Below are 12,402 nucleotides of genomic sequence, written 5' to 3'. Positions count from 1 at the left end.
CCGGCGATCCGCCGCACAGACAAAAGACAGAACAGATGACCCATTTTCTCGATATCCATACCACCGCCGCCCCCGACCTGCGGCAGATGATCGACAGCGCCCATGCGATGAAGGCCGCCCGCAACGGCCGCCCCAAGGGCACCCCGGATGACGAACAGCCGCTCAAGGGCCGGATGGTCGCGCTGATCTTCGAAAAGCCTTCGACCCGTACCCGTGTGTCCTTCGACGTGGGCGTGCGCCAGATGGGCGGCGAAACCATGGTCCTGTCCGGCAAGGAGATGCAGCTGGGCCATGGCGAGACCATCGCCGATACCGCCCGGGTGCTGTCGCGCTACGTCGATCTCATCATGATCCGCACGTTTGAAGAAGCTACCTTGCAGGAAATGGCCGAATATTCCGATGTGCCGGTGATCAACGGCCTGACCAACCGCACCCATCCCTGCCAGATCATGGCCGATGTGATGACCTATGAAGAACATCGCGGCCCGATTGCCGGGCGCAAGGTGGTCTGGTGCGGCGATGGCAACAATGTCGCCGCCAGCTTCCTGCATGCGGCGGGCCAGTTCGGCTTTGATTTCACCTTCACCGGCCCGCAGACCCTGGATCCAGAGGCGGAATGGCTGGGCTTTGCCCGGTCCAAGGGGGTGAAGGTGCAGGTGGAACGTGACCCGTTCAAGGCGGTCGATGGCGCCGATCTGGTGGTGACCGACACTTGGGTCAGCATGCATGATCCCGAAAGCGCCAAGGAACGCCGCCACAACCAGCTGCGCCCCTATCAGGTGAATGAAACCCTGATGGCCCGCGCCAAGCCCGATGCGCTGTTCATGCATTGCCTGCCCGCGCATCGCAATGACGAAGCCACCAGCGCCGTGATGGACGGCCCGCATTCGGTGATCTTCGACGAGGCCGAAAACCGCCTGCATGCGCAAAAGGCCATCATGCGCTGGTGCCTTGGCGTCTGATCTCCGTCCTTGATCCTGCCGGGGGCGGCGCTGCCTCTGCCCCCGGCCCGACATTTCTCCAACCGGCGCGCTGCACTTGGTCTCGCCTGATTGCTGTGCAAGGCTGCCCGGCGAACCGCAAAAGGAGTGTCCCGGTGATTCACGCCCAATCCGTTCTGGCTTTCGACCGTTCTCTTGGCGCATTGGCCGCCATTCTTGCCAAGGCCGAAGCCCATTGCGCCGCGGGAAAAATCCCGCCCGAGGCCCTGTTGCAGTTCCGGCTTTACCCCGACATGTTCCCCCTGACGCGGCAGGTGCAGCTTGCCTGCGATTTCGCGGCCCGGGCCTGCGCGCGATTGGCCGGTGAACCCCCGCGCAGCTTTCCTGACACCGAAACCAGCTTTGCCGAATTGCAGGACCGTATCCGCACCGCCCGCGCCTACATCGCGGGGTTTGACCCTGCCCGGTTCCAGGACGCGGCAGAGCGCGTGATCACCTTCCCCGCCGGGGGGCAAGAGATGCAGATGTCAGGCGCAGACTTCCTGTCCATCTTTGCCACGCCACAGCTGCATTTCCATCTGACCACTGCCTATAACATCCTGCGCCACAACGGCGTGGTGATCGGCAAACGCGATTACATGGGTGCCGCATGACCACCGCCCTTCTGCTCATCGACCTGCAGCAAGAGGTGGCCAACCGCATCGCCGGGGGGCGTGTCCCCTGGCCCGGCGGGGCCGAGGATCGGGTGACCGAGCTTCTGGCGCTGTTTCGCACCAAAGGTTGGCCCGTCGTGCATGTGCATCACGATGATGCCGACCCGGCTTCGCCCTTCCGGCGCGACCTGCCATCCGGTCAGGCCATGGCCTGTGCCAGCCCCGCACCGGGCGAGGCCGTGATCTTCAAATCCGGATCTTCGGCCTTTGCGGGCACCGGTCTTGATGCGCATTTGCGGCGGGCAGGCATTGACCGGCTGGTGATCTGCGGTGCAGTCACCGGGTTTTGCGTCAATTCCAGTGTGCGGGCGGCCAGCGATCTGGGTTTTTCTGTCCTTCTGGCAGAAGATGCGTTGTTCAGCTTCGGGATTGATACCCATGATGGTCAGGGCGGCATCGGGGCGGAAATGGTGGCCCGCAGCACGCTGGCGCTGCTGGCCGCGGATTTCGCGACGGTGGCCCCGGGGGCAACACTGGCCCGCATGATCGGGGCCTGACGCCGCGCCTTGGCAATCCGCTGCCCATGACGGCGGGGAAGTGATCCCCCGCCCCTTGCGCCCCGCCCCCCTGCACGGCATGATTCCGCCAAACGGGCAAGGGAGAGTGCAGGATGCGCTGGCTGATGCGGGCCTTGGCCTCGGTTCTGGTGCTGGTCATGCTGCTGGCGCTGATGATCTTTCTCATGCCCAAGGATGGGCTGATCGATCTGGCAGAACGCGAATTCGAAAAGGCCACCGGTCGCAGGATCGACATTGCCGAGCCGGTGCAACCTTCGGTCTGGCCGGTGATCGGGGTGCGCACCGGGCCGGTTACGCTGGCCAATGCCGATTGGGGCAAGGCACCGGCGCTGATGACGGCCAAGGCGCTGGATATCCGGCTTTCGCTGGCGGCGCTGATTTCGGGCGATCTGCACATCACCGGGGTGGAACTGGTCGATCCGGTGCTGATGCTGGAACGCCGCGCCGATGGGGCGGTGAACTGGGAGCTGAAGCTGGCCGAAACGCCGGAAGATACCCCCGCACCTGAGGCCGCGTCGCAGGGGTTTGCCGCCCGGCTTGACCGGGCCATTCTGCATGGCGGGCGCATCAGCTTTGCCGATGAAGGCAGCGGTCAGACATGGGACGTGACGGCGCTTGATCTGGAAACCGCGATCCCCGATCCGATGGGCAGCGTGACACTGGCCGCCCGTGGCACCCTGCGCGGGCAAGCGGTCGATCTGGGGGCGGAAATCGCCGAATTCGCGGCCTTTCTGGACGGCAAGACCGTCAGCCTTGCGCTGAACCTTGGTGCGGGTCGGGCACGGCTGGGATTTTCGGGCATTGCAGGGTTTGCGCCCCTGGCGGTGGAAGGCGATCTGGAGGGCGATCTGTCCGATCTGGCGGCCCTTGCAGCACTGGCAGGCACCACGGCGCCCGACCTGCCCGAAGGTCTGGGCGCGCGCAGCCTGACGGTGAAAACCGGGCTGACCCGCGCCGACAATGGCGGCTGGTTGCTGCGCGGGGCCGAAATCACCGCGGATGATCAGGTGGTGAAGGGCGATCTTGACCTTGTGCCGGGCAAGGATCGCCCGAAACTGGTGGCGCAACTGGCGATCCCGTCGCTGACCCTGCCACGCGGCAAGGGCGATCCTGCCCCAGATGCCGCTGCGGGGGCGGGCTGGTCGTCCACCCCGATTGACGCAGGCGCGCTGCATGGCTTCGATGCCGATATCGCGCTGGCCCTTGGGGCTGCCGATCTGGGGATCGGACAGTTAGGCCCCACCAAGGCCCGGCTGGTGATCGATCAGGGCCGGGCGGTAATCCGGCTGGAAGAGGCCGAGGCCTATGGCGGCAACATCACCGGCCAATTCGTGATCAATGCCCGCAAGGGCCTGTCGGTCGGGGGCGATCTGCGCTTTGCCGGATTGCAGATGCAGCCGCTGGGGCGGGATCTTGCAGGGTTTGACCGGCTGGTGGGCCAAGGCGATCTGGCGGTCAAGTTTCTGGGCGTGGGCGACAGTCTGGCCGCGATCATGGCCAGCCTGTCGGGCGAAGGGAAGCTGGCGCTCGGCAAGGGCGAGATGATCGGGCTGGATATTGCAGGCATGTTGCGCAGCATGGACCCGGGCTATGTCGGCGAGGGCGCCAAGACGGTGTTCGACAATCTGAGCTTCGGTTTTGCCATGGCCGATGGTGTTCTGCGCAGCGACGATCTGCTGCTGGCCGCCCCGCTGCTGCAGGCGACGGGGGCGGGAACGATCGATCTCGGGGCGCAAGCGCTGGATCTGCGGCTCCTGCCGCGCCTCTTGCCCCGCGACGACGGCACAGGCGGGGCCGAAGTGCCGGTCTTGATCCGCGGGCCATGGGCCGATCCGAAAATCCGGCTGGATCTGGAATGGCTGGCCGAACAGCGACTGGCGACCGAACGGCAGCGCGCCGAGGAACAGGCCAAGGCCCGGTTGGAGGAACTGGCGCGCAACAAGCTGGGCGTCACACCCGAAGCCGGAGAAACGCTGGAAGATGCTGCCAAACGGCGTCTGGAAGAGGCGGTGCAAGAGGAAACCGGCCGCGTGCTGGACCGGATCTTGAACGGCAACTAGGTCGCGCGATCCAGCAGGGCCACCAGCCGGTTACGCGCATCCGGCAGGGCAAGGCTCGGACGCAGCGGCGCAAAGGCCCGGGTCAGGAAATGCCTGGTCAGCGCCAACCCTTGTTGCAGATCAAGCGCCGTGACAGGCCCCTGCCCCAACAAGGCCTGAGGCAGCGGCAGCAGCCGGTCGGCCCATTCCCCGGCCCCGGCCCGACTGACAGCCCGCCCTGTGCGCGGGCTGACATAGGCCAGATCTTCGCGGCTGCCGGTGACCGCGCAGCGCCCCAGATCCAGCGCAAAGCCGGCATCTTCCAACAAGGCCAGTTCCCATCGCAGATACTGCCCCGCCCAATCCGGCATATCACCGGCGGCAGCCGGGCGTCCGGCCTCCATCGCGGCAAGCAGGGCCGTTGTGGTCCGGAACAGACCCGGATGCGGATCGCGTTCCGGCAACGCCATCCGCAACATGGCACAGACCGCGTTCAACCCGGCAAGCCCAGACCGATCCTCCAGCAGGGCGGCACGGCTGCGCAGTGGTTCTACGCTGAAGCTGCCCAGATGTTCATCCAGCCGCGCCCGCCAGACCACCTGCACTTCACTGCCCGGCTGCAGCATGGCCACCATCTTGCGCGACGCGCCGCCGCGCACCATGCCCGCCTGACGGCCATGTTCCGCCGTGAAGACCTCGATGATCGCCGAAGTTTCGCCATGCAGGCGCGCGCCGATCACTGTGCCAGAATCCGTCCATTCCATGCGTCACCATCCGACGGAGCGCGGCCTTAGGCAATGGGGCCATTCTGTCCCCGGATCAGCCGTCCAGGCCCGGATCCTCCAGCAACGTGCGCCCGGCGCGATCTTCGATTTCCAGCACCCAGAGATCGGGGTCATGCTTGCGGGCGGTGCGGATGGCCTGATCCACATCCGCCTCGGCCCCTTCGGCCAGCACCATCCAGATGCGGGCATCGCGGGCGAAATCATAGCTGCGCTGCAGGGCGCGGGCCTGCCCGTCCAGCGTGGCGCATTTCACGATCACCGCCCCGGCGGTATCGTCACCCCGTGCTGTCAGGAAAACCGGAATGCCTTCCAGCCGCAACCGCGCCAGATAGGCCGAGACCCAAAGCCCGCTGGCCAGACGCGGTTGCATGCCGCCCCCCTAACGCGCGGTTCAGTCGCCATCCTTGAAATCAAGACCCATTTCCGAATAGCGCTCGGGTTCATCCAGCCAGTTCGGACGCACCTTCACCTGCAGGAACAGATGGGCCGTGCGGCCGATGAATTCGGAAATATCAGCCCGGGCGGCCTGACCGATGGCCTTGACCGTTTCGCCCTTTGACCCCAGCACGATGCCCTTGTGGCCATCCCGCGCGACATAGATGATCTGGTCGATCCGCGTCGTGCCGTCTTCGCGATCTTCCCATTTTTCGGTTTCCACCGTCAGCTGGTAGGGCAGTTCCTCATGCAGGCGCAGGGTCAGCTTTTCGCGGGTGATTTCGGCGGCGATGATGCGCATGGGCAGATCGGCGATCTGGTCTTCGGGATAGAACCAGGGGCCGCTGGGCAGTTCTTCGGCCAGCCAGCTGCGCAGCTTGTCCACGCCATAACCCTTTTCCGCCGAAATCATGAAGGTTTCGGCAAAGGGATAGGCCTCGTTCAGCCGGGCCGACAGGGCCAGCAGGGTTTCGGCCTTGACCCGGTCGATCTTGTTGATGGCCAGCGCCACCCGCTGCCCGCGCGGAATCCGGTCGCGGATCGTGTCAATGATGGCGGCGACGCCTTCGGTCAGGCCGCGATGAGCTTCGATCAGCAGGACGATGATGTCGGCATCGGTCGCCCCGCCCCAGGCAGCCGCCACCATCGCACGGTCCAGCCGCCGCCGCGGGCGGAACAGGCCGGGCGTATCGACGAAGACAATCTGCGTGTCCCCTTCCATGCAGACGCCCCGGATCCGTGCCCGCGTGGTCTGCACCTTGTGGGTGACGATCGACACCTTGGCACCCACCATCCGGTTCAACAGCGTGGATTTGCCGGCATTGGGCTCGCCGATCAATGCCACGAAACCCGCTTTCGTCTCAGCCATTTCGGCCCTCCATCCGCGCCAGAAGCGCTTTTGCTGCGGCCTGTTCCGCCGCGCGTTTCGTGCCAGCCTGCGCCTGTTCGCTTTCGCCCGAAGTCAGCCGCACCTCTACCGTAAAGACCGGCTGGTGATCCGGCCCGCTGCGGCCAAGCGCCGTATAGCTGGGCGGCTGCTGGCCACGCGCCTGCACCCATTCCTGCAGCGCGGTCTTGGCGTCCCGCGCATCCTGCTCCACCCGGCCGATCCGGGGGCCCCACAATTGACGCACGATAGCACGGGCAGCGTCAAATCCCGCATCCAGATATACGGCGGCAATCACCGCTTCCATCGCATCGCCCAGAAGCGCCTCCTTGCGGCGCCCCCCGGACAGCATTTCCGACCGGCCCAGCTTCAGCACTTCGCCCAGACCGATCTCGCGCGCCACATCCGCACAGGCTTCCTTGCGCACCAATGCGTTGAAGCGCGGCGCAAGCTGGCCCTCTGCCGCAGCCATATCGGCCTGCAGCAGGGCTTCGGCCATGGCCAGCCCCAGAACCCTGTCGCCCAGAAATTCCAGCCGCTGATTGTCGGGCCGCGTGGCCGATGACAGCGACGAATGCGTGACCGCCTGCACCAGAAGGCTGGGGTCACGAAAGCGGTGGCCCAGTTTCTGTTCGAACGCCTGTAGATCAGCCGCCAGTTTCACGCGCAGGCCCGTGGTCACTCGACCGCCTTGAAGAAGCGGTCGGACCGCCAGGTCCAGAAGTAAAGGATCCGCGCCCCGGCCGAGGAGAAGATCACCCGATCCGCCCGCCCGATCAGGTATTCTGCCGACAACATGCCCACCCCGCCCGCAGCCTGGCTGAACCGGCTGTCGGTCGAATTGTCGCGGTTGTCCCCCATGAAGAAGTAATGCCCCGGCGGCACGGTCAGCACATCGGTATTGTCGCCCGCGCCATTGGTGTCGATGTTCAGCACCTTGTGCTGACGCCCGCCCGGCAGGGTTTCGATGCTGCGGCTGCGGGTGCAGATGCCGCCCATGCCGACCGGATCGTTTTCGCAGCGCGGCACATTGCGCATCGGGCCTTGCGGCTCCTTGATTTCCTCGAACACACCATCGGGTGTCTGCGGCACTTCCTGCCCGTTGATCCACAGCACGCCATTCTTCATCTGGATCGTGTCACCCGGCAGGCCGATCAGCCGCTTGATGAAGTCGGACCCGTTCACCGGATGGCGGAACACCACCACATCGCCGCGTTCAGGTTCTGACGCGAAAATCCGGCCCGAAATCGGGCAGGCGGCAAAGGGGCAGGAGTAGCGGCTGTAGCCATAGGCCATCTTGTTGACGAACAGGAAATCGCCGATCAGCAGCGTATCCTTCATCGATTCCGACGGAATCCAGAACGGCTGAAACAACAGGGTGCGGAAAGCGCCTGCAATCAGCAGCGCATAGACCACGGTTTTCACCGTTTCCATGATCCCGCCTTCGGATTTCGAGGTGCTGGCCATTTGCCCTGCCTTTCGCTGCTTCGCGGCGCTTCATGCGCGCATGCTGGCCCCGAGTCAAGTTTTGGGGTGTCAAGTTCCGGTGCCTTCAGGCGGGCGGCGCAAGGGGGCGGGCCTCGATCACCACGATGGCATGGGCCCAAGGGTGATCATCGGTCAGGCTGACATGCACCACCGCCTCGTGCCCTGCCGGGGTCATTGCGGCAAGTCGCGCGGCAGCCCAGCCGGTCAGGTGCATGACAGGCTGGCCGGTGGACAGATTGGTGACAGCCATGTCCTTCCAGGCGATGCCCATGCGCAGCCCCGTGCCAAGCGCCTTGGAACAGGCCTCTTTCGCCGCCCAGCGTTTGGCATAGGTCGCAGCCACCATGCGGGGGCGGGCTTCGGCCTTTGCCTGTTCGGCCAGGGTGAAGACCCGATTGCGGAACCGGTCGCCGTGGCGATCCAATACCCCGGCGATGCGGTCGATATTGGCCAGATCGGTGCCGACGCCCAGGATCATCACATCACCGCCACTGCGGCGGCCTGCAGGCTGGACGCCGCCGCCGATCCGTGGTCGGAATGGGGAAAGCCCGAAGAAGGATGATCCATGCTGCGCCGCCCTGCCCTTGCCCTGATGACCGCCGCCCTGATGCTGGCCGCCCCGGCGGGGCAGGCCGAGACACGCAAGTCATACAAGGTGGAAACGCTGCTGGGCAAGGCAAGGCTGAAGAACGTGCCCTGCCAGCTGATCGTGGGCGGCGTCACCACCGAATTGCGCAGCCCCGGCAGCTTCAAGCTGCCTTCGGTCAAAGGCGGGGTGCCGCCGATCGACATCCTGTCCTGCCGCTACAAGGATCAGACGCTGACCACCCCCACCCTGGCCGATCCGCGCAGCGTGAAGGTCACCTTCGACTTTGAACCGAAAGAACAGGGCAGACTGGTCGGCCAGATCCGGTTCACCAAGGAAAACGGCGGGCTGGCCGCATTCTTTACCGCCGCGGGCCGGTTGGTGCTGGTGGATTGACCACCCCGGGGCCGCGCGATGGCTCAGGCCCGGGCGGCATCCATCCGGCGGCGCATTTCCTCGATGGCTGGGCCAAGACCCAGATAGATCGCCTCGCCAATCAGGAAATGGCCGATGTTCAGCTCCATCACCTCGGGGATGGCCGCAACCGGGGCCACATTCTCGAAGGTGAGCCCGTGGCCCGCATGCACTTCCAGCCCCAGCGAATGGGCCAGCGCAGCCCCTTTGCGCAGGGCGGCAAGTTCGGCCTCGGCCTCGTCCAGTCGGCCCTCGGCGTGAAGATCGGAATAATGCCCGGTATGCAGTTCCACCACAGCGGCACCGATCCGGGCCGAAGCCTCGATCTGCCGCGCATCGTGACCAATGAACATGCTGACCCGGCAGCCCGCATCGCGCAGCGGGGCAATGTAATGGGCCAGCCGGTTTTCATCCCCTGCCACATCCAGCCCGCCTTCGGTCGTGCGTTCCTCGCGCCGTTCGGGCACAAGACAGACGGCATGGGGTTTCAGCCGCAGCACGATGGCGGCCATCTCATCCGTGGCGGCACATTCGAAGTTCAGGGGAATTTCGATCCCGGCACGCAGGGCCTCCATATCGGCATCGCGGATATGGCGGCGGTCTTCGCGCAGATGGGCGGTGATGCCATCGGCCCCCGCCGCTTCGGCCAGCAGGGCCGCGCGCAAAGGATCGGGCCAGGCAGAGCCGCGCGCATTACGCACCGTCGCCACATGGTCGATGTTCACCCCAAGCCGCAACTTGCCAGCCATGTCCGCCCTCCTTGCCGGTCAGGACGCGCCCGGACCGTCTTCTTCACCTGTGTCGGCCGCCAACTTGCCTGTCAAAGCGCGCGCCTTCAAGGCCCTGCGCTTCTCCATCTTTTCCTTCAGACGGGCGCTGCGCAGTTTCTGATAGGCATGGATCAGCGGCAGCGACAGGTAATAGGTGAACAGGCTGGTGATCAGCCCGGGGATGATCGACCCGACGGTATAGGGCCAGTAGATGAACCAGAAGAATTCGTTCAGCTTGTCCCACTGGGCCACATCATCGGTGAAGGCCGATCTGAGATTGTGCCACAGCTGCCAGCCCGCCTCGGTGAAGGCCAGATAGACCGACATGAAGGTCATCGGCGCTTCGATCCCCAGCATCCAATGCCCGAGCTTGAGGCAGAGCATGGCCATGAAGGGCGTCGTCAGCGGATTGGAGATGAAGGTGGCCAGCAACGCCGCGATGATATTGCCGCGCATGATCCAGGCAAGGCCCGCCGCCGCCAGCATCTGCCAGCCATAGACCGGCGGAAAATTCACAAACGTCCCGGCAAAGATGCCACGGGCAATGCGATGCGGCTGATCGGGCAAGCGGCGCATCCGGTGCAGAACATATTGCACGGCCCGCCTGATCCCCCCTGAAGGATAGACGAATTCGCGGATGCTCTGGGCCCAGCTCCGCGGGTCGCGCCGCTTGAATACCACGTCAGTCTTCTTCCCGCCCCGCAATCAGGGCTTTCGGCCTGTGTTCCTGTGCCGCGCAATCTGGGCCACGTCGGTTTCGGCCTCGAGTGCCGTCATGACCGCATGCAGATGTTCCAGATCCCGCAAATCCACATCGACCACGAGTTTGTAAAAGTCTGGTTTGCGATCGACGAAATTCAGATCCGAAATATTGGCCTTCTGTTCACCGATCAAGGTGCAGATACGCCCCAACACGCCCGCGTCATTTGATATGGTCAGTTCAAGACTGACCGTGTTCACCGCCGGATGGCGCCCGGCTTGCCAGCGCAGATCGACCCAGCGTTCAGGCTGTTCCTCATAGGCGGCCAGTTCCGGGCAGTCGATCGTATGCACCACGACCCCCTGCCCGCGATAGGTGATGCCGACAATCCGTTCGCCCGGCACTGGCTGACAGCAGGGCGCGCGGGTAAAGCTCTGGTCGGCGGCCAGACCCATCACCGGGCGCTGCGCATCCACCTCATCCGGCAACACCGACTGCAATTCGGGATACAGCGTTTCCAGAACCTTGCGCGCAGCCAGTTCGGCAGACCCGAGCTGTGCCAGCAATTCGATCTCGTCAGGCAGGCCCAGCATCTTGGCTGCCGTGCGCAGTGCCTTGTCGCTGGCTTTCTTGCCTGCGTGATCAAAGGCTGCACGGGCCAGTTCCTGCCCCAGCTTCACAAAACGCCCGCGATCCTCTTCGCGCAAGGACCGGCGAATGGCCGATTTGGCCCTGCCGGTGGTGACAATATCCACCCAGCTGGCCTGCGGGCGCTGGCCCTCTGCCGTGATGATCTCGACGCTTTGCCCGTTTTTCAGCCGGGTCCAGAGCGGCACGCGAATACCATCGACCTTGGCCGACACGCAGGAATTGCCAATCCGGGTATGGATCGCATAGGCAAAATCCAGCGGCGTTGCCCCACGCGGCAGCTGCACCACATCGCCCTTGGGCGTGAAGCAGAACACCTGATCGGTGTACATTTCCAGCTTCACGTTTTCCATGAAATCGTCGTGATCTTCCTCGCCCAGCCGCTCGGTCAGGCCGGCCACCCATTTTGCCGGATCAACGGCAAAGGGGTTCTGCGCCCGCACGCCTTCGCGATAGGACCAATGCGCCGCCACGCCGCTTTCGTTCACCTCGTGCATCTGCCGGGTGCGGATCTGCACCTCGACCCGCCGGGCATCGCGGCCCGATACGGTGGTGTGGATCGACCGGTAACCGTTGGATTTCGGTTGGCTGATGTAATCCTTGAACCGGCCCGGCACGGCACGCCAGCGCTGATGGATCACCCCAAGCACGCGGTAGCAATCGCTTTCGCTGCGGGTAATCACCCGAAAGCCATAGATGTCGGACAGGCGCGAAAAGGCCAGATCCTTTTCCTGCATCTTGCGCCAGACGCTGTAGGGTTTCTTGGCGCGACCATAGACATCGGCCTCGATCCCGGCCTTTTCCAACTCGTTGCGCAGATCGGCAGTGATCTTGTGCACCACATCGCCCGCTTCGCGCTGCAGGGTGATGAAGCGGCGAATGATCGAATTGCGCGCATCTGGGTTCAGCACCCGAAAGGCCAGGTCTTCCAGCTCTTCGCGCATCCATTGCATGCCCATGCGGCCTGCCAGCGGCGCATAGATTTCCATGGTCTCGCGGGCCTTCTGGGCCTGCTTTTCCGGGCGCATCGACTTGATCGTGCGCATATTGTGCAGGCGGTCGGCCAGCTTGACCAGAATCACCCGCAGATCGCGCGACATGGCGACAAAGAGTTTGCGGAAATTCTCGGCCTGTTTCGATTCGGTCGAGGTCAGCTGCAGGTTGGTCAGCTTGGTCACACCATCGACCAGTTCGGCCACCTCTTCGCCAAACAGACGCGCCACCTCGGGATAGGTGGATTTGGTGTCTTCGATCGTGTCATGCAGCAGGGCGGTGACGATGGTGGCATCATCCAGCCGCTGTTCGGTCAGGATGGCCGCCACGGCCACGGGATGGGTGAAATAGGGCTCGCCCGACTTGCGGAACTGCCCTTCATGCATCAGCTTGCCATAGGCATAGGCCTGCCGGATCAGATCGGCATTGGTGACCGGATTGTAATTGCGGACAAGGGCGATCAGGTCTTCAACGTCGATCATCCCT

Annotated in this window: 14 protein-coding genes; 5 read left to right on the top strand and 9 right to left on the bottom strand. The window is 64.3% G+C overall.

Annotation, left to right across the window (positions count from 1 at the left end; all coding sequences use genetic code 11):
- Positions 1–35 precede the first annotated feature (35 nt).
- The 4 genes from argF (at position 36) to V6590_RS04260 (ending at position 4,232) form a co-directional block, all read left to right on the top strand.
- Positions 36–962 (top strand): ornithine carbamoyltransferase, encoded by a 927-nt coding sequence (argF, locus tag V6590_RS04275; RefSeq protein ID WP_335420063.1) that lies wholly within the window; start codon positions 36–38, stop codon positions 960–962.
- A gap of 134 nt (positions 963–1,096) precedes the next feature.
- Positions 1,097–1,594, top strand: coding sequence for a DUF1993 domain-containing protein (locus V6590_RS04270; RefSeq protein WP_335420061.1), 498 nt, complete (start codon positions 1,097–1,099; stop codon positions 1,592–1,594).
- A complete protein-coding gene (locus V6590_RS04265) occupies positions 1,591–2,151 on the top strand; it encodes an isochorismatase family protein (RefSeq protein ID WP_335420059.1) in 561 nt (186 codons plus the stop codon). The genes V6590_RS04270 and V6590_RS04265 overlap by 4 nt, the downstream gene beginning before the upstream one ends.
- A gap of 113 nt (positions 2,152–2,264) precedes the next feature.
- Positions 2,265–4,232: an AsmA family protein gene (locus V6590_RS04260; RefSeq protein ID WP_335420056.1), complete on the top strand. Its 1,968-nt coding sequence runs from the start codon at positions 2,265–2,267 to the stop codon at positions 4,230–4,232.
- On the opposite strand, the gene recO is transcribed toward V6590_RS04260, so the two are convergent.
- The 6 genes from recO to acpS form a co-directional block, all read right to left on the bottom strand.
- Positions 4,229–4,975, bottom strand: a complete 747-nt coding sequence (recO, locus tag V6590_RS04255; RefSeq protein ID WP_335420054.1) for a DNA repair protein RecO — start codon at positions 4,973–4,975, stop codon at positions 4,229–4,231. The genes V6590_RS04260 and recO overlap by 4 nt on opposite strands.
- Positions 4,976–5,030: 55 nt before the next feature.
- A complete protein-coding gene (locus tag V6590_RS04250; protein ID WP_335420051.1) occupies positions 5,031–5,366 on the bottom strand; it encodes a DUF1491 family protein in 336 nt (111 codons plus the stop codon).
- A 21-nt stretch (positions 5,367–5,387) separates the two neighbouring features.
- Positions 5,388–6,299, bottom strand: coding sequence for a GTPase Era (gene era / locus V6590_RS04245; protein WP_335420047.1), 912 nt, complete (start codon positions 6,297–6,299; stop codon positions 5,388–5,390).
- A complete protein-coding gene (gene rnc / locus V6590_RS04240) occupies positions 6,292–6,981 on the bottom strand; it encodes a ribonuclease III (protein ID WP_335420855.1) in 690 nt (229 codons plus the stop codon). Before rnc ends, era begins: the two co-directional genes overlap by 8 nt.
- A 14-nt stretch (positions 6,982–6,995) precedes the next feature.
- Positions 6,996–7,784 carry a signal peptidase I gene (lepB, locus tag V6590_RS04235; RefSeq protein ID WP_335420045.1) on the bottom strand — a complete coding sequence of 263 codons (789 nt, stop codon included), beginning with the start codon at positions 7,782–7,784 and terminating at the stop codon, positions 6,996–6,998.
- Between the two features lie 85 nt (positions 7,785–7,869).
- The gene (gene acpS, locus V6590_RS04230) at positions 7,870–8,283 is read right to left on the bottom strand and encodes a holo-ACP synthase (protein WP_335420042.1); all 414 of its coding nucleotides are present in this window, start codon (positions 8,281–8,283) and stop codon (positions 7,870–7,872) included.
- Between the two features lie 87 nt (positions 8,284–8,370).
- Between acpS and V6590_RS04225 the strand changes: the two genes are divergently transcribed.
- Entirely contained in the window at positions 8,371–8,787 is a 417-nt protein-coding gene (locus tag V6590_RS04225; protein ID WP_335420039.1) for a hypothetical protein, read from the top strand.
- Between the two features lie 23 nt (positions 8,788–8,810).
- Here V6590_RS04225 and V6590_RS04220 read toward each other — a convergent pair whose 3' ends face one another.
- The 3 genes from V6590_RS04220 to V6590_RS04210 are packed head-to-tail and all read right to left on the bottom strand — an operon-like array spanning position 8,811 to position 12,398.
- The gene (locus tag V6590_RS04220; protein ID WP_335420035.1) at positions 8,811–9,554 is read right to left on the bottom strand and encodes a pyridoxine 5'-phosphate synthase; all 744 of its coding nucleotides are present in this window, start codon (positions 9,552–9,554) and stop codon (positions 8,811–8,813) included.
- Between the two features lie 18 nt (positions 9,555–9,572).
- Positions 9,573–10,256, bottom strand: coding sequence for a DUF2062 domain-containing protein (locus V6590_RS04215; protein WP_335420031.1), 684 nt, complete (start codon positions 10,254–10,256; stop codon positions 9,573–9,575).
- 24 nt (positions 10,257–10,280) lie between these two features.
- A complete protein-coding gene (locus V6590_RS04210) occupies positions 10,281–12,398 on the bottom strand; it encodes a RelA/SpoT family protein (RefSeq protein WP_335420028.1) in 2,118 nt (705 codons plus the stop codon).
- Between the last annotated feature and the right edge of the window lie 4 nt (positions 12,399–12,402).

The sequence above is a fragment of the Gemmobacter denitrificans genome (assembly GCF_036964905.1).
Taxonomy (GTDB): Bacteria; Pseudomonadota; Alphaproteobacteria; order Rhodobacterales; family Rhodobacteraceae; genus Gemmobacter; species Gemmobacter denitrificans.
Note: the sequence above shows the minus strand (reverse complement) of the source record. Positions and strands in the feature narration are given on the sequence as shown.